Origin of the sequence: Subtercola sp. Z020 (assembly GCF_002931235.1) — a bacterium.
In the GTDB taxonomy this organism is placed as follows: Bacteria; Actinomycetota; Actinomycetes; order Actinomycetales; family Microbacteriaceae; genus Subtercola.
The window spans coordinates 98,186-119,308 of sequence record NZ_PSTT01000094.1; the positions used below are offsets into that span (position 1 = coordinate 98,186).

Consider the following 21,123-nt stretch of genomic DNA (forward strand, 5'->3'; position numbering starts at 1 on the left):
CGCCCGCCCCGCCCCCAGATCACGCTCGCCGTCGTGCGTCGCGAACAGCTGAGCCCGCACCTCGTGCGCATCGTTCTGGGCGGCGACGCCTTCGACGCCTTCGAGACGACCGACCTGACCGACGAATATGTGAAAATCGTCTTCGCGAAACCCGAACTGGGTCTCGAGCCGCCCTACGACCTCGCTGCCCTGCGGGAGACACTCGAGCCCTCCGACATGCCGGTCACGCGCACCTACACCGTGCGATCGGTCGACGCCGTCACCAAGACCCTGTCGATCGATTTCATCGTGCACGGCGATGAGGGGCTCGCGGGGCCGTGGGCCGACCGCGCCGTGCCCGGCGACCTGCTGACGTTCTCCGGCCCGGGGGGCGGCTACCGGCCTGACCCGGCGGCCGACTGGTACCTCTTCGCGGGCGACCAGTCCGCACTGCCCGCGATCGCTGCGGCACTCGAGCATCTGCCCGCCGAGGCGCGCGGGCTGGCGTTCGTCGCGGTCGGCGATGCCGCCGACGAGCTGGTTCTGGATGCTCCCGCCGGTGTCGAGGTGCACTGGCTGCACGCCGCGCCCGGCGTCACCCTGGCGGCCGCGGTCGAGGGTGCCGAGTGGCTCGGGGGCAGCCCGCAGGTCTTCGCGCACGGTGAAAGGGAGGCGATGAAGGCCCTTCGCGAGGTGTTCGCGAACCGCGGCGTGCAGCGGTCGAAGCTCTCGCTCTCGGGGTACTGGGCGGCGGGCCGCACCGAAGACCGCTTCCAGGCGGAGAAACGCGAACCGGTCGGCGTCATCCTCCCCGTCTGAGGCAGCTCGCCTCGTGGCCCAGCCGAATCTATCGACTATCGCGCTTTTTGCATCGATATTCGATATGTTAACGCTGTCGCACGAGACGAAGGAGCGCGAATGTCCACCAGCAACCAGATGCACCGGCCCGATTTCGGGGTGTGGGAGAAGTACTTCGACGCGAACCTCGAGCGGCAGGCGCGGCTTGACGCACGCATCCCGTGGGCGACCCCGTCACACCTGCCGCCGGCCGACGTCGTCGCGATCGCGCGCTCGCTGCAGCGGTTCGAGCTCGGTGAGAGCGGCGAGGGCGAAGGCCTGCGCAGCAAGGCGCGCCGGCTGAACGACGCGGCCTACGACCGTGCACTCGTGCGATTCGTCGCAGAAGAGCAGAAGCACTCCGCGCTCTTCGCCGGTGTTCTCGCCCGGTTCGGTGCCGAGAGGCTGACATCGCACTGGTCCGACGCCGTGTTCGTCGTGCTGCGCCGCCTGCTCGGGCTCCGCACAGAGGTGACGCTCTTCCTCATCGCCGAGACCACCGCGATGGAGTACTTCGGCGCGCTCGGCCGGTCGAGCGACCCGGTGATCGAGGGGGTGGCGCGCCGTGTGCTGACCGACGAGGTGGAGCACGTGCGGTTCCAGATCGACCAGTTGCGCGCGGGTTTTGCGCGCACACCGCAGGTCGGGCGGATGCTCGCGGCCGGCGCAGCGTGGGTCGTCGCGGTGGGCGCCGCGACGGTTCTGGCGGTCGACCACGGTGCGGCGATGAGGGCCCTCGGCCTGCACCCCGCGGTGTTCTGGCGCCGCGCACTCGCCCAGTTCGGTCGGGCGGTGCCGGAGGCGTTCGGCCTCGGCCCCGCCGCACCCTTCGGCCCGAGCGTCACCCTCCACGAGTACGCCGAGGCGGCCGCCGAGGGCGGCCAGGCGCCCGGGCGGTAGTCGGCGGCGATCCGGGCGGGAGTCGGCGGCGATGTCGGCCTGCGAGTCGTGCCGTCGCTCCCCAGAGTCTTTCTCCGAACGGCGCAAGCCCCTGTCGCCCTCGCCTTTCCGCGGGCGAGACTGCAGTTCTCCCCTTCGGAAGGACTCATCCATGGAGCTCACGCGTCGCCAGATCCTCATCGGTGCAGGAGTCGCATCCCTGCCGCTCCTCCTCGCAGGCTGCGGCTTCGCTCCGCCGGCCACGCAGGCGCCGGCCGGCGGGTCGACGGGGTCGGGCGGAGCCGCGACGGGCACGCTCACGTTCACCACCTGGGGCACCGACGCCGAGCTCGCCGGGTTCCGCTCGGCCATCGACCGCTTCCAGCAGGCCAACCCCGGGGCGACCGTCACCCTGAACGCGGTGCCCTACGCCCAGATGTTCACGAACATCGACGCGCAGTTGCAGGCGGGCAACCCGCCCGACGTCTTCCGCGTTCCCTATTACACCTTCGGCAGCTACGCCGGCCGCGGCCAGCTGCTCGACCTGAGCAGCTACCTGCCCTCGGGCTTCAGTGACGCCTTCACCCCCGCCGCCTGGGCTGCCGTGCAGAACTCGAGCACGCCCTACGGAGTGCCGCACCACACCGACACCTCGGTCATCCTGTACAACAAGGCGGCCCTCGACTCGGCCGGCATCACCTCGGTGCCGACCACGCTCGACGACGCGTGGAGCTGGGACGAGTTCCAGACCGTTCTGCAGACGCTCCGCGGGTCGCTTCCGGCCGACAAGTACCCCTACGCGGCCAACTGGCAGGGCAACGGGGTGACGCGCTGGCTCAGCTGGCTCTTCGAATCGGACGGCAAATTCCTCGAGACCGATCTCGTCACTCCCGCGATCGATTCCGACGCGGGCCGCCAGGCCGTCGACTTCACCAAGAACTTCTTCAGCTCGAACTTCGTACCGCAGAACAACTCCGTGAAGTCCACCACGCTCGCCAGTGACATCTGGTATTCCCAGACCTCGGCCATGGTGTCGGCGGGGGCGTTCCTGATTCCGGATGCCACGTCCACCCTCGATTTCGAGTGGGGCGCGACCTTCTCCCCCCGCAACGTCCGTTCGGCCGGTGACTTCGGCGGCAATGCACTCGTGGCGACGAAGGCCACGGCCAACCCCGAGCTCGCCAGTGCGTTTCTCCAGTTCGTGACCCAGGAGGAGGAGATGAGCCAGTTCTGCGCTAGCGCCTCGCTGCTGCCGACCCGGGCCGATCTCACGGCGAGCGGTATCGACTTCGCGGTGCGCCCGGAGCTCTCGCCGGTCTTCGTCGGCCAGGCCTCGAGCGTGCAGGCGAAGGATTCGGGCCAGGTCACCTCGCCCAACATGTCGAAGATCATCACCGTTCTGCAGGACCAGCTCGAGCAGGCCTTCGTGGGCGGGCAGAGTACCGCCGACACCCTTGCAGCCATGACGTCAGGAATCTCGACGGCGACGGCCGGGTCATGACGGCTGTGGCCGGCGGCAGACGTCGCCGGTTGGCCCGCGAATCGCTGGCCGGGTACGCCTTTCTCTCGCCGAACCTGGTGCTGCTCGGCCTGTTCGTGATCGTGCCGCTCATCTCTGCGGTCGTCATCAGCTTCCAGCGCACCGACGGTTTCGGGGCGGGTACCTTCACCGGGCTCGACAACTACTCGCGGCTCGCCACGGACCCGGTCTTCTGGCAGTCCACCTTCAACACCGCGCTCTTCACCGCGATCGTCACGCCCGCCTCGATGCTGCTCGGGCTCGGCGCCGCCGTTCTGATGAACTCGGTTCTGCCGGCGCGCGGGCTCTTCCGCAGCATCCTGATCCTGCCGATGGCGATCTCGGGGGTCGCGACGGCCCTCATCGGCGTTCTCGTCTTCGACCAGAACAACGGCGTGCTCGACAAGCTGCTGAAGTTCGTCGGCCTGCCCCCTGTCGAATGGCAGTCGGGCGGTGCCGCGGCGTTCGCCTCCGTCGTCATCGTGACGCTGTGGTGGCGGGTCGGCTTCAACATGCTGATCTACCTGGCGGGCCTGCAGGGCATCAGCCCCGAGCTCTACGAGGCGGCCCGGCTCGACGGCGCGGGCGGCTGGCAGCGCTTTCGCTTCGTCACCGTTCCGCTGGTCGGGCCGAGCTCGTTCTTTTTGTTGATCATGAACGTCATCTACTCGTTCCAGGTCTTCGACATCGTGTTCGTTCTCACCGGGGGAGGCCCGCAGAACGCGACATCCGTTCTCGTCACCTACGCCTACAACAACGGGTTCGTGACCCGCGACCAGGGTTACGCGGCGGCCATCGGCGTCGTTCTGCTCGTGATCACCCTCGTCTTTACCGCCGTGCAGTGGCGCGTCAGCCGCACCCGAGACCTCGTCGACTAGGAACGCCATGACCGACACCCTCCGCTTCCGCGTTCTGCGCGTCGTTCTCGCCGCCGTCATCTCTGTCGTGGTGATCTTTCCGCTGTACTGGATGATCGTGGTCGCCTTCTCGAGCCGCGCCGACCTGCTCGGCGGCACCCTGCGGCTCTGGCCCGAGACGATCACGCTGGCGAACTTCGAGCGGGTCTTCTCGGCCTTCCCCGTGGCGACCTGGTTCGGCAACTCGGCAGCGATCGCCATCACCGTGGCGCTCATCACCGTGACCGTCAACCTTCTCGGGGGCTACGCGCTGGCGCATCTGCGGTTCCGCGGGTCGACGGCGCTCTTCCTGATCGCCCTGTCGACGCTGATGATCCCGGTGCAGGTGATCATGGTGCCGCTGTTCGGCCTGGTCACGGGCCTCGGCCTCTACGGCAGCTACTGGGCCGTCATCCTGCCGACCGCCGCGTCGGCCTTCGGGCTCTTCCTGGCGCGGCAGTTCATACTCGCGATTCCGCGCGACCTCATCGAGGCGGCGCGCATGGACGGCGCCGGCAACTGGCGCGTCTTCACGCGGATCATCGTGCCGTTGTCGAAACCCCTGATCGCGGTGCTGTTCTTCATGAGCCTGCTGCAGACCTGGAACGACTTCGCGTGGCCGCTGATCGCGCTGAAGCAGAACGCGCTGTTCACGCTGCCGATCGGGCTGCTGTACCTGCAGGGCCAGTTCGGCTCCGACTACGGCGGAACGATGGCGTTCGCGCTGATCAACGTGCTGCCGATGGTGGTGCTGTTCCTGGTGTTCCAGCGCTACTTCGTGCAGGGCTTCGCGCGGAGCGGCATCCGCTAGAGCCGCTTCTTCATCTCCTGCTCCTGCTGGTGCGGGTTCAGGATGTAGGGGAAGAGCGTGCCCGTCGCCTCGTAGCCCCGGCGTTCATAGGCCGCGATGGCGCGGGGGTTCGCGGTGTGCACGTGCAGGTACAGTTCGTCGGCTTCGGTGCGCGCCCACTGTTCGACGCCGTCGAGCAGCAGGTCGGTCACGCCGGCCGCGCGGCCGCGCCAGGCGGGCGAGACGTAGACACCGACGAGCATCGGGCCGACCGGGTCGAGGTAGCCGCCCATGGTGCCGACCCAGCGGCCGCCGCCGGTTGCACCGGCGCCGTCGTCGTCGCCTTCTCCGCTGCTCGGCGCGCCGTCGTCGATCGCGACCAGCGCCGTGCCCCGCGGGTTCTCGCCCCGCCGGGCCCGCTCCCGCCACACCGCCTCCCCGAGTCGCTCGGCCGAGGCGAGCGTCTCGCCGAACGCCAGCGGAGTGTCGGACAGCATCTCGAGGCGGAGGGCCCGCACCTGTCTCCAGTCGGCTTCGACGGTGCGGCGAACGATGATCATCCTCCCAGCCTAGGCCGCGGCATCCACACCCCGAAAGTAGCCGCTTCACCCCTCCCGGATCAGCAACCTGCGGGGTTTCGATGCAGCACAATGGTTCGGGTGACCCTGACGATCGTGCCCACCGACTGGAATGACGCCGACGCCGTGCGGCTGCGACGTGCGCAGCGCGACGAACTCGACACCCGATACGGCGCCGACACCGAGCCGGGCGTCAAGCCGTCGGCCGACGACGTCGCCGTGTTCCTGGTCGCCAGAGACGGCAGCGGCGTCGCCGTGGGCTGCGGCGCGCTGCGGATGCTCGAGCCCGGCGTCGCGGAGGTCAAACGGATGTTCGTCGAGAAGTCCGCGCGCGGCAGCGGCGTCTCGACGGCGATCCTCCGCGCGCTCGAGGCGGAGGCCGTCGAACGGGGGATCGGCACACTGCAGCTGGAGACCGGCCCCGCCCAGCCCGACGCGGTGCGGTTCTACACCCGCGAAGGGTACGTTCCCATTCCGCGCTTCGGCCACTACCTGCACTCGGAGGGGTCGCTGTGCTTCGGTCGGGACCTCGCCACCGCCCGACCGTAGGGGCCCGCGCGTAGACCGAGGGTTTCCTCACCCGCCGATCTGCGCTAATGTGAACGACGTATACATCGGGGGGAACCGGCGTGGCGCGGAATATTGGCGCCGCGCGCACCCTTGCCTCTGGAGGAACTCAGAATCCTCGACCCCCGACTACTGCTTGCATCGACAGGAGCCCCGTGTCCGACAAGACCCTTCCGCAGACCAAGCCCTCGGCCGGCACGGATGCGTACGCTGCGGCCCCGACCGCGACATCCGGTGCCCCGTTCGACGCGTCGGCCGAAGAAGCACGTCTTGCGGCGCGCAACAAGCTGGTCATCGGCATCCTGCTCGTCAGCGCCTTCATCGTCATTCTGAACGAGACCATCATGAGCGTGGCGCTGCCCCGCCTGATGGAAGACCTCTCGATCCCGGCGGAATCGGCCCAGTGGCTGACGACGGCGTTCATGCTGACCATGGCCGTCGTGATCCCGATCACCGGCTTCCTGCTGCAGCGGTTCAACACCCGGCCCGTCTTCATCGCCGCGATGTCGTTCTTCAGCATCGGCACGTTCGTGGCCGCGATGGCCCCGGGCTTCGAGGTGCTGCTGGTCGCGCGCGTCGTGCAGGCCTGCGGCACCGCGATCATGATGCCGCTGCTGATGACCACGGTGATGACGCTCGTCGCGCCCGCCTCGCGCGGCCGCACAATGGGCAACATCTCGATCGTCATCTCTGTCGCTCCCGCGATCGGCCCGACCATCTCGGGACTCATCTTGAGCGTGCTCGACTGGCGGTGGATGTTCTGGCTCGTGCTGCCGATCGCCATCGGCGGGCTCGTTCTGGGTGCGCTCCGCATTCCGAACGTGACGACGCCGCGCAAGGCGCCGTTCGACCCGGTCTCCGTGGTGCTGTCGGTCTTCGGTTTCGGCGGCCTGGTCTACGGCCTCACGACGATCGGTGGCGCGAACCAGGTGAGCTGGATGCCCGCCTGGGGTCCGCTCGTCATCGGCATCGTGGCGCTGGCGATCTTCGTGCTGCGGCAGTTGCAGCTGCAGCGCACGGATCGCGCGCTGCTCGACCTGCGCACCTTCCTGTCGAAGAACTTCACCCTCTCGATCGTGATGTTCGCGATCAGCATGATGGCGCTGTTCGGCACGCTCATTCTGCTGCCGCTCTACCTGCAGAACGTGCTGCGGCTCGACACCCTCTCGACCGGTCTGCTGCTGCTGCCGGGCGGTCTCGTGATGGGTGTGCTGGCTCCGTTCGTGGGGCGCATCTACGACAAGCGCGGGCCGTTCGTTCTGCTCGTACCCGGATCGATCATCGTGAGCGCGGTGCTCTGGTCGCTCACGATGGTGACGTCGACCACGCCGGTGCCGCTCATCCTGACCGCGCACATCGTGCTGAGCGTCGGCCTCGCGCTGATGTTCACCCCGCTGTTCACCGCGAGCCTCGGGTCGCTGAAGCCGGCGCTCTACTCCCACGGCAGTGCGGTCGTCGGCACGGTGCAGCAGGTCGCGGGAGCGGCCGGCACCGCGGTGTTCGTGACGCTGATGTCGACCCGCGCGGCGAGCCTGGTGGCGACGGGGTCGGACCCGATCCTGGCGCAGACCGACGGCATCCGCGCCGCGTTCCTCGTCGGCGCGATCGTGTCGCTCGGCGCGGTGGCGGTCTCGTTCTTCGTGCGCAAGCCCGCCGACCAGCCGGGCGCCCCCGCGCCGATGGGGCACTAGACCAGATCAGACTCCCCGGTGGCCGTCACTCCGGACGGGTCAGACGCGCAGGATGCCGTCCACTGCTTCGGTGACCGGCGGCAGTTCTCTGGTGCCCAGATCCTCCATGAGGTGGATCGGGGCGTAGTCGGAGAGCTGGATGCGGCCGGCGGCATCGAACAGCTGAAGGCCTCGCTCGAGAAGCCCTTCCCGGTAGTGCGGATGCCGGAACCGAACGACGACGCGGGAGTCGGGCCAGGCGCCCTCGATTCTGGCACTCCCCTCGCTCAGCCCGCGTGAGAGCGCGCGGACCGTGCCGTCTTCGCCGTGCCAGTACGTGTCGAGGTCGGAGAAGATGCGCAGGGCGGCCTGTTCGGTGGCGACGATGTCGTCATGGGTGAGCGGCGCACGCAGCCAGCGGGTGCCGGTGACTCCGGAGAGGGAGATCGGGAGGGCGGCCCGGGCTGGAGATCCGGCTCGTGCCACCCGCTGGCCCGCGGCTTCGAACCTGGCCGTGGTCGCCGATCGATCGAGCAGCGCCCCATCGCCGACCGCGGTAGCGACCTTCCGCGGCGGATCGGCGACGGAACCCACGTCGCGCGCCTCCCACTGGTAGGAGTACCCGACGCTGCCGAAATCGGAGGGCGTGGCGATCGGCGGCGTCGGGGCGTACGCGACGACGAGCCGCCCCGCCGTCTCGTAGACCTCGTAGACGAAGCGGTCGACCTCGACCGAGTCGGTTGCTCCGTCGAGCCGGACGCGCACGAGGGTGGTCGGCTCGCTCCAGTCGGAGGCCACCGGACCACCGCGGTAGGTGTCGTCGATCGTCGGGGCTCCGGGTTCTGCGCTCCACACCCCGATGCTGTCGCAGCCCGTGATGCGCCGCTCCCCGAGGGGCAGGGCGATCGTCTCGCCGTCGAGGGAGATGCGCACGGCGAGGCTCGTCAGAGCATCCGGCTGGTAGGCCAGACCGTCGGCGTCGTGGTACCCGATCCAGAGCCCGCCGTCGGAGGCCAGGAGGCGGATGTCGGTGGTCGCCTTCGAGAGCGGGGCGTCATGCCACGTGGCGAAGCGGAGGTCACCGGTCGTTTCGTCGACGAGGGCGGCAACGGGACGCCGCCTGTCGACGAGGAACAGAATGCCGCCGATCGATACGGGAGCGAGCGGATCGAGCAGGTCGAACATGCCGGGCTGATCGGGCATGTCGCGCTGATCGGGCATGTCGCGCTGGCTGGCCGCGCCGGACACGTCGGGGGGCTACGCGAAGATGCGGAAGCCGTTCGCGATGCGGTTGACCGGGGTGAAGAGGGCGAAGAGCGGCACGATGATGCGCAGCATGTAGACGAACACCTGGATGTCGGCAAGATCGAACACCAGGAACAGAACGATGCCGATGAGGCCGAACAGCATGACCCGCAGAGCCGTGCGCACCCAGTCGACGAACAGGATCGAGAAGCCGACGCAGAGCAGAACGAGCCCGGTGTCGACGACGAATGCACCCACGTGTGGGTTCTCGACGAGGTGCGCGATGCTGAACAGCACGATCGCCACGGCCCACATCGTGACGAATGCCAGCCCGGCGAGCGGCTTCGGCAGCGACTTGCCGGGAGACCTGACCACGATGTTGTCGACCATTACCCAAAAACTCCTCGTTAGCGATTCTCTGGAACCTCCCGACAGCTTATCCTGCAACCCTCGTCGGCCGGTTCGCCGCCCGCCGCTACGCTGAATGGATGACCGGCAACCCTGCATCCACAGCCGCCCACGAGGCGGAGGGAAGCCGCGTGTTCCGCGTGCTCGCCCGCCTCGGCTATGCCGTCAATGGGCTGCTGCACGTGCTCATCGGCATCATCGCGATCACGGTCGCCATCGGATCGGGTTCGACCGGCTCGGCGCCGGGCGGCTCGGGTGGCAGCGATTCGGGTGGCAGCGGCTCCGGTGGCAGCCGCTCGGGTGGCGGTGAGGCCGACCAGTCCGGTGCGCTCAGCCAGCTCGCCTCGAACCCCGCCGGCGTAGCGCTGCTCTGGGTGATCGTCGTCGGGCTCTTCGCGCTCGGGCTCTGGCAGGTGATCGCGGGCTTCCAGGTGAAGCAGAGCGACCGGAAGAAGGCCTGGGGCAAGCGCATCTCCGAGTTCGGCAAGGCGATCGCGTACATCGCCGTCGGCGTCACCGCCCTCACCTTCGCCCTCGGCGGCTCGAAGAGTTCGTCGGGCTCCAGCCAGAGCGCCAGCGCTTCGGCCCTCGCGACGCCCGGCGGCGTCTTCGCGGTGGTCGCGGTCGGGCTCGTCGCCTTCGGAATCGGCGTGTTCTTCGTGGTGCGCGGCATCACCCGCCGCTTCACGAAGGACCTTCTGCTGCCCGCGGGAACCACGGGCCGCGCGATCGTCGTCGTCGGCGCGATCGGCTATATCGCGAAAGGGATCGCGCTCGCGGTCGTCGGCGTGCTGTTCGTGGTCGCGGCCGTCACCTTCGACCCCTCCAAGGCGACGGGTCTGGATGGCGCCCTGAAGTCGCTCGCCGCCCTGCCCTTCGGCGCGATCATCCTCGTCGCCGTCGGTATCGGCCTCGTCGCCTACGGTGCGTACCTCGGTGCGCGCGCCCGCTGGGGCAAGCTGTGATCGGGCTGCGGCGGGGCTGAGATGCGGCGGGACTGAGGCGCGCGGGCGCTGAGGACTGGACCGATGACGGGCGAGACGGAAACAGAGGGCAGGAGCAGGGTGCGCATACTCATCGTGGGGGCCGGGGCGGTCGGCGGGTTCTTCGGCGGGCGGTTGGCGGCGGCGGGGCGCGACGTCACGTTCCTGGTTCGGCCGGCGCGGGCCGAGGCGCTCGCGGCGCACGGGTTGGTGGTGCGCGGTTCAGACGGATCCGTCGACGTCGCCCTGCCGCATCCGGCGACGATCACGACCGAGGGGCTTGCCGCGGCCGGGCCGTTCGACGTCGTGGTGCTGTCGGTGAAGGCGTACACACTCGAGCAGGCTCTGGATGATGTGGCCGACGCCGTGGGCGAGCGAACGATCATCCTGCCCACCCTGAACGGCATGCGCCACATCGACCTGCTGCGCGAGCGTTTCGGCGCCGAACGGGTCGTCGGCGGAGTCTGCGTGGTCGCGGCGCAGCTCGACGCGGACGGCAGCATCCGCCAGGTCGGAGCAGGCAACAGCCTCTCGTATGGCGAGTTCGACGGCGCTGTGAGCGAGCGGATGCTCGAGCTCCACTCCTCCTTCACAGGCACCGGTTTCGACACCAAGATCTCACAGACCATCGAGCTCGACATGTGGCAGAAGTGGGTGATGCTGGCGTCGGGCGGAGCCCTGACGACGCTGATGCGCAGCACGGTGGGGGCCATCGTGGCCGCGCCCGGCGGGCTCGCGGTCGCGACCGGCCTCGCCGACGAGTGCTTCGCAGTGGCGACCCGCGCCGGGTTTCCACCGCGGGCGGCCTACCGGGCGTTCGTGCTCGACACCCTCACGGCGCAGGGCTCGTCGTTCGGCACCTCGATGTTCAGGGACCTGATGGCCGGCAACGAGGTGGAGTCCGAGCAGATCGTCGGCGACCTCGTCGCGCGGGGCGGCGCGCTCGGCGTAGACGTTCCCCTTCTGGCGCTCGCCCACACGAACCTCAGCGTCTACCGGGCGAACAGGAGCCGCCGCTAGGGTGGAGCCGCGCTGCCCCACGGGCAGCCGACGCCGTGGGGGCAGGCCTCCGGCGCGCGCGAACGCCCCGCGGGGCAGAGAGCTGGAATCCATGGACCCGATCTCCGGAGGCCTCGTCGGCATCATCGGACTCGTCATCTTCATCGCCACCGTCGTCTCGATCGTGCGGAACCCGAACCACGGCGCGGTCGGCAAGCTCATCTGGATTCTGGTCGCCTTCTTCCTGAACCTGCTCGGCTCGATCCTCTGGCTCATCTTCGGCCGCGGCCGCGTGCGCAACTGAGCAAATATCGCTAAGCTGGCTAGAGCTCCTAGCCAGAATGGATGATCGTGGTCTCAGTCAACGTGCTCGACGCTCGAAACAACCTCTCCAAGCTCGTCGCTGCCGTCGGCGACGGTGAAGACGTCGTCATCTCCAAGCGGGGCCGCCCGCTGGTTCGCCTGGTGAGAATCGAAGAGGAGACCGTGCCGCACACGGGCCGGGCGATTGCGGAATGGCTGACCCGCAACCACCCGCCGACGTACTCGCGGCGCACGGCTGCCGAGTTGGCTGAACAGATTCGCGACGAGCGGGAGTCGTGGGAGTGATCTACCTCGACTCCTGCGTCGTCATCCACGCGGTCGAAGACGACGGGCCGATCGGTCAAGGGATGCGCCAGCGCCTCGCTGACCTCGGCGATGAGCAGGCGGCGATCAGCTCCCTGGTCAAACTGGAGTGCCTCGTGGGTCCGCTCCGAAGCGGAGATCTCGCGCTTGCCGACCACTACCGGCGGGCATTCGAGCAGTTCGCGCTCGTCGAGGTCGGAGACGCGCAGTACATCCGGGCGGCTGAGCTCCGCGCTCGTCACGGCATCAAGACGCCCGATGCCCTTCACCTCGCGGCGGCACAGGGTGCGGGATGCCGCCAACTGTGGACGGCGGATTCCCGGCTTGCGGCGGTCTCGCACGGTCTCGCCGTCGATCTGTTGCAGGCCGCAGAGAAGACTCCCGATGACCGCCTGTAGCTGGGGAGTCGCGTGCGGGGCGGCGGGTCAGGAGGGGCGGGAGCGCTTGGCGATCATGCGGGGGGCGATCCAGAGCAGGGCTATCGTGCCGACGACGGCGCGCACAGCGGCGAAGACGAGCACCCACCAGCCGATCGACTGGCCGCCCAGCAGGAGGCCGACGCCGATGAGCACCAGCGCGACGTCTGCGGCGTAGGGCACCTTCAGCCAGAACATCAGTCGCCGCGTGGGATCCATGCCTCCATTGTGCGCCCGCGCGCTGCCGCTGCGCCCTACCGCGGGGTGGGGTGGTGCGGCCGGGTGTGCGGGTGCCGCGCGTGGTGTGGGACGGCGCGGCGCGAAGTAGGGCCGCAGTGCGGGGCGTGCGGCGCGGCGACGTGGGGCGCCGCGCACGTGCGTGCGGGCAGGCGGCGGGGCAGGCGGGGCAGGCGCGTGTCAGCGCTTGCGGCGGATGCGGATGGGGCCCTTCGCGGTAGAGGGGTCGACGACCGAACCGCCCTGAGTGATCTCGACCTCGCCGGCGGCCACCATGCGGCGGGCGGCGCGGCGCACGGGCTCCATCAGCGCCCGCCACTCGGTCTCGTCGGAGGTCACCGCGCGTGCGACATCGGAGGGGCAGATCGTGGCGGTGGCTGCGCGGCTCGCGAGCAGGCTCCGGATGCCCGCCTCGAGTTCGCGGTCGGCCGCCGACACTTTCTGGCGGCGGCAGGCGTCACTGCAGTAGACGACCTCGTCCCAATTGCGTTCCCACTTCTTGCGCCACTCGATGCGGCGCCCGCACGAACGGCAGGTCTTGTCGGCGGGGGCCGCCCCGGAAGACGAGTCCGAGGCGCCGCCGCGTGCTGAGCGGGAGGAGGAGGCCATACCTCCATCATCGCCCCGCGCATCCCCCGCGCCGGCCGGGTTGCGCTCAGCCCTCGTCGTCGTCGTGCATCGGCTGGCGCGCGGACCCATCCGCCGACCCATGCGCCGCCCCGTCCGCCCACCCGCCTGCCAGCCCATGCGCCGACCCGTCCGCCGGCTCGGCCGTCAGCACGAGCCCGCCCGGCCCGTTCGCCCCCTCCATCAGCGCCGCGATCCACGTCCGGTTCAGCGGCCCCACGTCACCCGCCTCGAAGTGGAAGCGCAGCCCGATCGACGGGTGCAGCCACAGCACCGTGTGACCCGATCCATTCCGGCTCGTGTTCGAGTAGTGCACCGTGAACGACTCGCCCCGGCGCAGCTTGGTGAGAATGACGTGCTGTAGGTGCCTCAGCACCCGGTCGTCGAACTCGATCAGCGTGTCGGGATGCCCGTACATCATGCTTCCCACGGTGAGCCTCCTCAGCCGAGCTGTGTTGCTACGCTACCCCCATGATCACTGCTGGCGTCGATCTCGCTGCAGAAGCACGGGGAACGGCGCTCGCCGTGATCGAATGGGATGTCGCGGGCGCCGTTCTCCGTTCCCTCACTCTGGGCGTCACCGACCGGCTCATCGTCGACACCGTGCTCGGAACCGGACGGGCCCCCGCCCACAAACTGGGCATCGACTGCGCCCTGGGCTGGCCCGACGAGTTCGCGCAGTTCATCGCCGACCACCACGCCGGCCAGCCCCTCGGGCCGGAGGTCGACGGCGGCATCGACTGGCGCCGCACCCTCGCCTACCGCGAGACCGACCGGGCCGTGCGCGCGCGCACCGGGCGCTGGCCGCTCAGCGTGTCGACCGACCGCCTCGGGCTCACCGCCATGCGCGCAGCGGGCCTGCTCGCGCGCCTGGCCGAGCGCGGCGTTCCGATCGACCGCTCGGGGTCGGGCCTCGTCGCCGAGATCTACCCCGCGGCCTCCCTGCGGATCTGGGGTTTCGTCACGCCCGGCTACCGAACGGATGCCGCCCGCCGCGCCGAGCTCATCGACGAGCTGCTCGCCGCCGCGCCCTGGCTCGACGCGCAGGGCTTTCTGCCGCTCATGCGCTCCTCCACCGACGCCTTCGACGCGGTCGTCGCGGCACTCGCGACCCGCGCTGCGGCTGTCGGACTCGCCGACCCTCCGCCGCCCGGCATGCTCGACCGCGCCCGGCGCGAGGGCTGGGTGGCGCTGCCGAACGGCGGCCTCGGCGACCTGCTGGCTCTGGAGCAGCGGCTGCGCTGAGCGGGCGTGGCTACCAGAGCCAGCCGGCGCCGATCCCGACCGACAGCAGGCTCACGCCGCCGAGCACGATCCCCACGATGGCGGGTGCCCGCCCGACCCCGCCCAGCAGGGGTGCCCGGGTCAGGGCGACGATGCCGAAGACCACAGCCAGCACGTCGGGGATGCCGCCGAGCAGCAGGCCGATTCCGAACGGGATGCCCATCAGCACGAACCCGCAGATGCCGAGCACGAGAGCCGCTGTCGCGAACCCGTTCGGCGCGGCGGGCGTGGCGCGCTGGGCCGGGGGCACGGGCATGTGGTGGGTCCAGCGGGTGCCGTCCCACCAGCGGGTGTTTCCGGGAACGGTGGGGTCGGGGTACCAGCCGGGAGGGGGTGCGCTCATGCCTCCAGTCTGGCGCGTTGCGGCGTCGGCCGCGATCACGCCCGCGACGCGGTGCCGGATCGTGACGAGGAGCGTGCGGCGGCCCGTGCGGCGCGCCGGCGCTGCCACCACGCGGTGGCCCTGCCGAGCATCCGGCGCAGAAAGGCGTTGAAGCGACGGGCGACGGCGAATTCGGTGCCCAGAACGGCGAACCCGAGAAAGACGATCAGCCAGCCCGGGCCGGGGAGCGGAATCAGCACGATGCCGACCAGCACGATGGTGATGCCCACTACGGCCAGCGCCACCAGGTAGGCGAGTCGCAGCCGGGGGTGACGCTCGATGGTGGCCCGCCGACGAGCCAGCCAGAGGCGGAACGGATGCCGCGGCGAAGCACCCTCGTCGACTCCCCGTTCCCATTCGCTTGTCATGCGCTCACGCTAGAGGCGGCGGCTGGGAAAACCTCGAAGAATTCCCGCGAAGGGGCCCTAGGCCGCGGCCTTCCCGCGCTTCCAGAACGGCGGCTTGCGCTTATCCGGCTCTTCGGGGTGGTTCCAGACCTTCACGATCGCCCAGCCCACGGCCGCGATCGGCACCGCGAGCACCGCGCCCAGCACGCCGCCGAGGATCGTGCCGGCCGTCAGCGCCACGAGGATCACGAGGGGGTGCAGCTGCAGCGAGTTCGCCATGACGACCGGCTGCAGCAGGTTCCCTTCGAGCTGGTTGACGATGATGACGATGATGACGACGAGCAGCGCGACGAACGGCCCGTTGGCGACGAGCGCGACGAGGGCGGCGAGCACTCCGGCGAGCGTCGCGCCGATGATCGGAATGAAGGCGGTCACGAAGACGATGACGGCCAGGGGGAGGGCGAGCGGAACGCCGAGGATCGCCGCACCCGCGCCGATGAACACCGCATCGACGAAGGCGACGATCGCCGTGCCGCGCACGTACCCGCCGAAGGTCTTCACCGCCACATGCCCGATGCGTTCGCCGCGCTCGTGGCGGTAGCCGTGGAACGGGCGGAGGAAAAAGGCCCAGATGCGGTCGCCGTCCTTCAGGAAGAAGAACAGGATCACGAATGCGAGGAGCGCCCCGGTGATCACCGACCCGGCCGCCGAGACACCCGCGATGGCGCCCGTGCCGAACTGGCTGCTCGTCAGAAAGCCGACCACGGCATCCCGCCCGGAGTCGAACTGCTCCTGGCTGATGTTGAAGGGGCCGTTCTGCACGAACTGCTGCAGCTGGTTCACGCCTTCGACCGCCGATGACGAGAGTTCGTCCCACTGGCCTTCGACCGCGAACACGATCAGCGTGATGATTCCGCCGAACACCAGGATGCCGGCGATGAGGGTGACCCAGGTGGCGATGCCGGGCGAGAGGCCGCGACGCCGCAGAAAACCGATCACCGGGCTCAACGCCGACGCGAGTATCAGGGCGATCAGCACGGGGATCACGACGAGCTTCAGCTGCACGAGGGCGAACACGATCGCCGTGACGAGCACCAGAACGACGATGATCTGGGCGCTGCGAACGGCGAGCTGCCCGAACTTGTCGGTCAGGAGATCCCTGAGGGAGGGGCGGGGGGCTGCGGGATGCTCGGGGCTGGCGGCTGGCATGAGTCAACCCTAGAGGGGGCCCCGCGTGGGGCAGAAGCGCGCTCTCGGGCTTGACAGCGGCCCTGTGCGGACGGGCACTGTAGTGCTGGGGACCGGATGTTCGGGAACGTCGAACAAAGGTTGTCGCGTAAACCAAAGGGGTTAGGATTCAGGCATGACCGAACAGCGCTGGCTCTCGCCGCAGGAACTCAGCGCGTGGAAGAAGTTCATCGCCGTCGTCGAACTGCTGCCGGGCGCGCTCGACTCGCAGCTGCAGCGCGACGCCGAGCTGACCCACTTCGAGTACTTCACCCTCGCGATGCTCTCGGAGGCACCGGAGCGCACGCTCCGCATGACAGCCCTCTCTGCCGTGACGAACTCGACGCTGCCGCGGCTCTCGCACGTGGCGAGCCGGTTGGAGCAGCGCGGCTACCTGCGGCGGAGCCCGTGCCCCGAAGACCGCCGGGCCACCAATGCCTCCCTCACAGAGGCGGGTTGGGAGAAGGTCGTCCACACCGCGCCGGGTCATGTGGACACGGTGATCGCAAATGTGATCGACCCTCTCACCCCGACCGAGGTGGAATCCCTGGGGTTCCTGATGGGGAAGATGCTGGCAAAGCTCGATCCGGAGAATAAATTCCGGGCTCGCGACGCTGACACCGAGGAGCAATGATTCTTCACCTCAGCAGAGAAGAGAGCAGCATGACCACCACCTCCCCGACTTCCGGTTCCACCACGTCGCCCGCCGCCGCCGCGGGCACCTTCACGATCGGCGGCGACCTCACGGTCAACCGCCTGGGCTACGGCACGATGCAGCTCACCGGCCCCGGCGTCTGGGGCGCCCCGGCCGACCACGACGGGGCGGTCGCCGTGCTGCGCCGCGCGGTCGAACTCGGTGTGAACCTCATCGACACCGCCGACGCCTATGGCCCGTATGTCACCGACGCACTCATCCGTGAGGCGCTGCACCCCTACGGCGACGACCTCGTGATCGCCACCAAAGTCGGCTTCACCCGCCAGGGCCCCAACCAGTGGATTCCCGTCGGCCGCCCCGAGTACCTGCGCCAGCAGACGGAGCTGAACCTCCGCAACCTCGGTGTCGACCGCATCGACCTGCTGCAGTTGCACCGCATCGACCCCACCGTTCCGCTGGCCGACCAGATCGGCGAGCTGAAGAAGCTGCAGGAGGAGGGCAAGGTGCGCCACATCGGCCTCTCCGAGGTGTCGGTCGACGACATCGAGGCGGCACGGGCCATCGCTCCGATCGCCTCGGTTCAGAACCTCTTCAACCTGACCAACCGCAGCGCCGAAGACGTGCTCGAGTACGCGGCAGCAAACGGCCTCGCGTTCATCCCGTGGTTCCCGCTGGCGACGGGCGAACTCGCCGGCGAGGGCACCCCGCTGGCTGCGATCGCGGCAGAGCACGGCAGCACGCCGAGCCAGCTCGCGCTCGCCTGGCTGCTGCGCCGCTCGCCCGCGATGCTGCCGATCCCCGGCACGTCGTCGGTGGCCCACCTCGACGACAACGTCGCCGCTGCCGCCATCGAACTGAGCGACGACGACTACGCGGCGCTCGACGCGATCGCCTAGCGTCATCCCGCCCGGCCCGTCAAGCACGGAGCCGGGCGGGGCTCCGCCCAGACCGGAGTGCTAGACATAGAGCATGAAGAATAAAGTCGCGTTCGTATTCGTCTCCCTCGTCGCATTCCTCGCCTACACGCTGGGTGCCAAGGCGGGCAAGGCGCGCTACAAGGAGATCTCGTCGGCGGTCAGCAGCTTCTGGAACGACCCCAAGGTGAAGAAGGCCCGCAAGCGCGCCGTCGCCGACGCCAAGAAGGCGACCCAGGAGGCGGCGAAGACCGCCGAAAAGGCTGCCAAGAAGGCCGCGAAGCGCGCCCAGAAGCGCCTCTCCTAGGTTCGGTCGGGCGATCCCGCCCGCGCCAGCGTCACCCGCGTGACGTACGGCATCGTGTAGCGGGTCTGCCCGGCGAGGTCGGGATGCCCGTCGAGCAGTGCCTCGATGTCTCGCAGTACCTCGGCCCGGGCATCCGGTTCCATCGTGATGATGTAACTGCGCGAGGTGACCATGGCGAGCAGTCCGTCGCGGCTGACCGGGTTGTCCCAGAAGAACTCCGCGTGCGATGTCGTCTGCAGGGGGGATGCGACGGGAGGCGTGACGCTGTCGTAGTCCTCGGCGGCAGACGTGCCCATGATCTGGCCGAGGCGTGCCACCCAGTCGACGCGTTCGTCGCGGATGTTCCAGACCAGCGCGAGGGCGCCGCCGGGCTTCAGAACCCGGGCGACCTCCGCTGAGGCGGCCGGTACCTCGACCCAGTGCCAGGCCTGGGCGAACGTCACCAGGTCGGCGATGCCGTCGTCGAGCGGAAGCGCCTCGCCGGTGCCCTCGAGCGCACGGACCTCGGGGAACTTCCCGGCGAGGGCCGCACGCATCGCGGCGTCGGGCTCGACGGCGATCACCTCGTCGCCGTACCCGAGCAGGGCTGCCGTGAACTTGCCGGTTCCGGCGCCGATGTCGACGACGGTGAGCGGGACGCCGGCGACTGCCGCCCCCGCAACCTCTGCGCGGATCCAGTCGATCGCCTCGATCGGATACCCGGGCCGACCCCGCTCGTACTCGGTGACGGCCTTGCCGAACGAGAGCGCGTGCGCGGTGTTCCGGGTCATGCTCCCAGTCTTCCACTCGGCGGTGCGGCGGGGCACACTGGTGCCATGACACTCGAGACGCGTCACATCAGCATCTCCATCGAACGCCCGGTCGCCGAGGTCTACGTCTACGTCAGCGATCCGGCCAGGCTCCCGGAGTGGGCATCCGGGCTCAGCTCCGGCATCAGCCGGGTCGGCGACCGGTGGGTCGCCGACTCGCCGATGGGCAGGGTCGAGGTCGAATTCGCCCCGGCCAACGCGTTCGGGGTCGCCGACCATACCGTCACCCTGCCCACCTCAGAGGTCTTCTCGAACCCCCTCCGCGTGATCGGGAACGACGGCGGCTCCGAGGTGGTCTTCACGCTGTTCCGGATGCCCGGCGTCAGCGCGACGGACTTCGACCGCGACGCCGGTACGGTCGAAGCCGACCTGGCCGCACTCAAGCGCCGCCTCGAACGCTGAGGGTCGCGGCCCTCAGGCCTGCAGGCACCGCGCCCTCAGGCACCGCGCCCTCAGGCACCGCGCCCTCAGGCACCGCGCCCTCAGGCACCGCGCCCTCAGGCACCGCGCCCTCAGGCCCCGCGCCCTCAGGCTTGCAGGGTGGCCAGGGTCGCGGCGGCCGGAGTGGTGGGGCGGCCGAGCAGGGTGCTGAGGTCGTTCGACGTGCTGTCAAGCGCGCCCGTCGCGATGTTCGCATCGAGGCCGACCACGAAGCCCGCCGTACCCTCGTCGAGACCGGCGGCCAGCAGGGCGGCGGTGTGGGCATCCGGAGTCAACGACTCGAACCGCACCTCGCGGCCGAGCACCGAGCCGAGCGTGGCGGCGAACTCGCTGCCCGTCCAGGCCACGTCACCCCCGAGCTCGTAGGTCTTGCCCTCGTGGCCCTCGGTGGTCAGCACGACGGCCGCAGCCTCGGCGAAGTCGTCGCGGGAGGCGCTGGCGACGCGACCCTCGCCCGTGCTCGCGGCGTAGACACCGGTCTCGGCGGCCTGCGACAGCGACGAGGCGTAGTTCTCGGTGTACCAGTTGTTGCGGAGGATCGTGAAGGGTACTCCGGATGCCCGGAGGTACTGCTCGGTCGCCTTGTGCTCGGGGGCGAGAATGAGGTCGGTGTCGTCGGCGCGCGGAGCGCTCGTGTAGGCGATGCGCGAGATACCGGCCGTCTTGGCGGCGTCGATTGCGTTGCGGTGCTGCTCGACGCGGCCGCCGACGTCGCTGCCCGAGACCAGCATCAGCGTGTCGGCGCCATCGAACGCAGCAGCGAGGGTGGCGGGGTCGGAGTAGTCGATGACGGCGGTGCGCACGCCGAGGCTCTGCAGGGCATCCACCTTCCCGGAGTTGCGACCGGCAGCGACGATGTCAGCCGGGGCGATTCCGCGCGAGAGCAGGTGGGTGACGATGAGGCGGCCGAGCTGGCCGGTGGCGCCGGTGACGACGAATGACATGGGTTCTCCTTGGTGCGGTCGTGAGTGGGCTGGGCCGGGTCGACCCTGCGTACGTACGATGCAACGAGCGGGATGCCCGGGTGCTTCCCGAACGACAGTACCCACTTTTGGTAAGTTGGTTACCATGACCGATCTCATGGCGCCCTCGACCCCGCCCTCGACAGTGCCCTCGACGGCGGCTGCGGTGCGGGCGGCGATCCTGCCCGCCGACCCGTTCTCGCGCAACTGCCCCAGCCGCGTGGTGCTCGACCACGTCACGAGCAAGTGGGGGGTGCTCGTGATCGTGGCGCTCGCCGACGGGTCGCAGCGCTGGGGCGAACTGCGCCGTGGCATCGAGGGCATCAGCGAGAAGATGCTGGCCCAGACGCTCCGCACGCTCGAGGCCGACGGCCTGGTGGTGCGCACCGTGCAGGCCACGATTCCGCCGCGGGTCGACTACGAGCTGAGCGCGCTCGGCCACGGGCTCGCCGAGCGCCTGCTGCCGCTGGTCGAGTGGGCCGGCGCGAACGCCGCTGCCATCGTGGGCGCCCCCCTCACCCCGCCCGCGCCCTGACCC

Annotated in this window: 29 protein-coding genes; 18 read left to right on the top strand and 11 right to left on the bottom strand. The window is 69.5% G+C overall.

Features of this window, described 5'->3' with window-relative positions; translation table 11 throughout:
• The 5 genes from C5B96_RS12085 to C5B96_RS12105 form a co-directional block, all read left to right on the top strand.
• A partial coding sequence (locus C5B96_RS12085) for a siderophore-interacting protein (protein ID WP_104245638.1) occupies window positions 1-798 on the top strand: 798 nt, incomplete at its 5' end.
• Between the two features lie 99 nt (window positions 799-897).
• Window positions 898-1,716, top strand: a complete 819-nt coding sequence (locus tag C5B96_RS12090) for a hypothetical protein (RefSeq protein WP_104245611.1) — start codon at window positions 898-900, stop codon at window positions 1,714-1,716.
• Window positions 1,717-1,867: 151 nt separating this feature from the next.
• A complete protein-coding gene (locus C5B96_RS12095) occupies window positions 1,868-3,196 on the top strand; it encodes a sugar ABC transporter substrate-binding protein (RefSeq protein ID WP_104245612.1) in 1,329 nt (442 codons plus the stop codon).
• Complete coding sequence (locus C5B96_RS12100) at window positions 3,193-4,092, top strand: carbohydrate ABC transporter permease (RefSeq protein ID WP_104245613.1); 900 nt, start codon at window positions 3,193-3,195, stop codon at window positions 4,090-4,092. Before C5B96_RS12095 ends, C5B96_RS12100 begins: the two co-directional genes overlap by 4 nt.
• Before the next feature lie 7 nt (window positions 4,093-4,099).
• Window positions 4,100-4,921, top strand: a complete 822-nt coding sequence (locus tag C5B96_RS12105) for a carbohydrate ABC transporter permease (protein WP_104245614.1) — start codon at window positions 4,100-4,102, stop codon at window positions 4,919-4,921.
• Here C5B96_RS12105 and C5B96_RS12110 read toward each other — a convergent pair.
• Entirely contained in the window at window positions 4,918-5,460 is a 543-nt protein-coding gene (locus tag C5B96_RS12110) for a GNAT family N-acetyltransferase (protein WP_104245615.1), read from the bottom strand. The genes C5B96_RS12105 and C5B96_RS12110 overlap by 4 nt on opposite strands.
• Before the next feature lie 99 nt (window positions 5,461-5,559).
• On the opposite strand from C5B96_RS12110, the gene C5B96_RS12115 reads away from it, so the two are divergent.
• Together C5B96_RS12115 and C5B96_RS12120 are read left to right on the top strand one after the other, a co-directional pair.
• Window positions 5,560-6,027: a GNAT family N-acetyltransferase gene (locus C5B96_RS12115; protein WP_233189174.1), complete on the top strand. Its 468-nt coding sequence runs from the start codon at window positions 5,560-5,562 to the stop codon at window positions 6,025-6,027.
• A gap of 173 nt (window positions 6,028-6,200) precedes the next feature.
• Window positions 6,201-7,736 carry an MDR family MFS transporter gene (locus C5B96_RS12120; RefSeq protein ID WP_104245617.1) on the top strand — a complete coding sequence of 512 codons (1,536 nt, stop codon included), beginning with the start codon at window positions 6,201-6,203 and terminating at the stop codon, window positions 7,734-7,736.
• Window positions 7,737-7,775: 39 nt separating this feature from the next.
• On the opposite strand, the gene C5B96_RS12125 is transcribed toward C5B96_RS12120, so the two are convergent.
• Together C5B96_RS12125 and C5B96_RS12130 are read right to left on the bottom strand one after the other, a co-directional pair.
• Window positions 7,776-8,963 (bottom strand): hypothetical protein, encoded by a 1,188-nt coding sequence (locus C5B96_RS12125; protein WP_104245618.1) that lies wholly within the window; start codon window positions 8,961-8,963, stop codon window positions 7,776-7,778.
• Between the two features lie 9 nt (window positions 8,964-8,972).
• Entirely contained in the window at window positions 8,973-9,350 is a 378-nt protein-coding gene (locus C5B96_RS12130; RefSeq protein WP_104245619.1) for a hypothetical protein, read from the bottom strand.
• Window positions 9,351-9,448: 98 nt separating this feature from the next.
• Between C5B96_RS12130 and C5B96_RS12135 the strand changes: the two genes are divergently transcribed.
• The 5 genes from C5B96_RS12135 (at window position 9,449) to C5B96_RS12155 (ending at window position 12,375) form a co-directional block, all read left to right on the top strand.
• Window positions 9,449-10,333 (top strand): DUF1206 domain-containing protein, encoded by an 885-nt coding sequence (locus C5B96_RS12135; protein ID WP_104245620.1) that lies wholly within the window; start codon window positions 9,449-9,451, stop codon window positions 10,331-10,333.
• Between the two features lie 99 nt (window positions 10,334-10,432).
• Window positions 10,433-11,371 carry a 2-dehydropantoate 2-reductase gene (locus C5B96_RS12140; protein ID WP_104245621.1) on the top strand — a complete coding sequence of 313 codons (939 nt, stop codon included), beginning with the start codon at window positions 10,433-10,435 and terminating at the stop codon, window positions 11,369-11,371.
• 91 nt (window positions 11,372-11,462) lie between these two features.
• On the top strand, window positions 11,463-11,654 hold the full coding sequence (locus C5B96_RS12145) for a PLDc N-terminal domain-containing protein (RefSeq protein ID WP_104245622.1): 192 nt from the start codon (window positions 11,463-11,465) through the stop codon (window positions 11,652-11,654).
• Window positions 11,655-11,695: 41 nt separating this feature from the next.
• On the top strand, window positions 11,696-11,959 hold the full coding sequence (locus tag C5B96_RS12150) for a type II toxin-antitoxin system Phd/YefM family antitoxin (protein ID WP_104245623.1): 264 nt from the start codon (window positions 11,696-11,698) through the stop codon (window positions 11,957-11,959).
• Complete coding sequence (locus tag C5B96_RS12155) at window positions 11,950-12,375, top strand: type II toxin-antitoxin system VapC family toxin (protein ID WP_104245624.1); 426 nt, start codon at window positions 11,950-11,952, stop codon at window positions 12,373-12,375. The genes C5B96_RS12150 and C5B96_RS12155 overlap by 10 nt, the downstream gene beginning before the upstream one ends.
• 27 nt (window positions 12,376-12,402) lie before the next feature.
• Here the strand turns inward: C5B96_RS12155 and C5B96_RS12160 are convergent, their stop codons facing one another.
• The 3 genes from C5B96_RS12160 to C5B96_RS12170 all read right to left on the bottom strand — a co-directional run bounded on the left by C5B96_RS12160 (window position 12,403) and on the right by C5B96_RS12170 (window position 13,687).
• The gene (locus tag C5B96_RS12160) at window positions 12,403-12,612 is read right to left on the bottom strand and encodes a hypothetical protein (protein WP_104245625.1); all 210 of its coding nucleotides are present in this window, start codon (window positions 12,610-12,612) and stop codon (window positions 12,403-12,405) included.
• A 198-nt stretch (window positions 12,613-12,810) separates the two neighbouring features.
• A complete protein-coding gene (locus tag C5B96_RS12165; protein WP_104245626.1) occupies window positions 12,811-13,239 on the bottom strand; it encodes a DUF2256 and DUF3253 domain-containing protein in 429 nt (142 codons plus the stop codon).
• Between the two features lie 46 nt (window positions 13,240-13,285).
• Window positions 13,286-13,687 carry a hypothetical protein gene (locus tag C5B96_RS12170; RefSeq protein ID WP_199176641.1) on the bottom strand — a complete coding sequence of 134 codons (402 nt, stop codon included), beginning with the start codon at window positions 13,685-13,687 and terminating at the stop codon, window positions 13,286-13,288.
• Between the two features lie 41 nt (window positions 13,688-13,728).
• On the opposite strand from C5B96_RS12170, the gene C5B96_RS12175 reads away from it, so the two are divergent.
• On the top strand, window positions 13,729-14,502 hold the full coding sequence (locus tag C5B96_RS12175; RefSeq protein WP_104245627.1) for a DUF429 domain-containing protein: 774 nt from the start codon (window positions 13,729-13,731) through the stop codon (window positions 14,500-14,502).
• A 10-nt stretch (window positions 14,503-14,512) separates the two neighbouring features.
• Here the strand turns inward: C5B96_RS12175 and C5B96_RS12180 are convergent, their stop codons facing one another.
• From C5B96_RS12180 to C5B96_RS12190, 3 genes are read right to left on the bottom strand one after another with little or no spacing between them, the layout of a single operon-like run.
• The gene (locus tag C5B96_RS12180; RefSeq protein ID WP_104245639.1) at window positions 14,513-14,884 is read right to left on the bottom strand and encodes a DUF2510 domain-containing protein; all 372 of its coding nucleotides are present in this window, start codon (window positions 14,882-14,884) and stop codon (window positions 14,513-14,515) included.
• Between the two features lie 35 nt (window positions 14,885-14,919).
• The gene (locus C5B96_RS12185) at window positions 14,920-15,291 is read right to left on the bottom strand and encodes a TIGR02611 family protein (protein WP_104245628.1); all 372 of its coding nucleotides are present in this window, start codon (window positions 15,289-15,291) and stop codon (window positions 14,920-14,922) included.
• A 57-nt stretch (window positions 15,292-15,348) separates the two neighbouring features.
• On the bottom strand, window positions 15,349-16,479 hold the full coding sequence (locus C5B96_RS12190; protein WP_104245629.1) for an AI-2E family transporter: 1,131 nt from the start codon (window positions 16,477-16,479) through the stop codon (window positions 15,349-15,351).
• A gap of 154 nt (window positions 16,480-16,633) precedes the next feature.
• Between C5B96_RS12190 and C5B96_RS12195 the strand changes: the two genes are divergently transcribed.
• The 3 genes from C5B96_RS12195 (at window position 16,634) to C5B96_RS12205 (ending at window position 18,373) form a co-directional block, all read left to right on the top strand.
• A complete protein-coding gene (locus C5B96_RS12195; RefSeq protein WP_104245630.1) occupies window positions 16,634-17,131 on the top strand; it encodes a MarR family winged helix-turn-helix transcriptional regulator in 498 nt (165 codons plus the stop codon).
• Between the two features lie 29 nt (window positions 17,132-17,160).
• Window positions 17,161-18,048, top strand: coding sequence for an aldo/keto reductase (locus C5B96_RS12200; RefSeq protein ID WP_104245640.1), 888 nt, complete (start codon window positions 17,161-17,163; stop codon window positions 18,046-18,048).
• Between the two features lie 73 nt (window positions 18,049-18,121).
• Entirely contained in the window at window positions 18,122-18,373 is a 252-nt protein-coding gene (locus tag C5B96_RS12205; RefSeq protein ID WP_104245631.1) for a hypothetical protein, read from the top strand.
• Here C5B96_RS12205 and C5B96_RS12210 read toward each other — a convergent pair.
• Window positions 18,370-19,143: a class I SAM-dependent methyltransferase gene (locus tag C5B96_RS12210; RefSeq protein WP_104245632.1), complete on the bottom strand. Its 774-nt coding sequence runs from the start codon at window positions 19,141-19,143 to the stop codon at window positions 18,370-18,372. The two genes, C5B96_RS12205 and C5B96_RS12210, sit on opposite strands and share 4 nt — an antisense overlap.
• Before the next feature lie 45 nt (window positions 19,144-19,188).
• Between C5B96_RS12210 and C5B96_RS12215 the strand changes: the two genes are divergently transcribed.
• The gene (locus C5B96_RS12215; protein WP_104245633.1) at window positions 19,189-19,584 is read left to right on the top strand and encodes an SRPBCC family protein; all 396 of its coding nucleotides are present in this window, start codon (window positions 19,189-19,191) and stop codon (window positions 19,582-19,584) included.
• A gap of 125 nt (window positions 19,585-19,709) precedes the next feature.
• Here C5B96_RS12215 and C5B96_RS12220 read toward each other — a convergent pair whose 3' ends face one another.
• Entirely contained in the window at window positions 19,710-20,567 is an 858-nt protein-coding gene (locus tag C5B96_RS12220) for an SDR family oxidoreductase (protein WP_104245634.1), read from the bottom strand.
• Window positions 20,568-20,691: 124 nt separating this feature from the next.
• Between C5B96_RS12220 and C5B96_RS12225 the strand changes: the two genes are divergently transcribed.
• Window positions 20,692-21,120: a helix-turn-helix domain-containing protein gene (locus tag C5B96_RS12225; protein WP_233189175.1), complete on the top strand. Its 429-nt coding sequence runs from the start codon at window positions 20,692-20,694 to the stop codon at window positions 21,118-21,120.
• The last annotated feature ends 3 nt before the right edge of the window (window positions 21,121-21,123 follow it).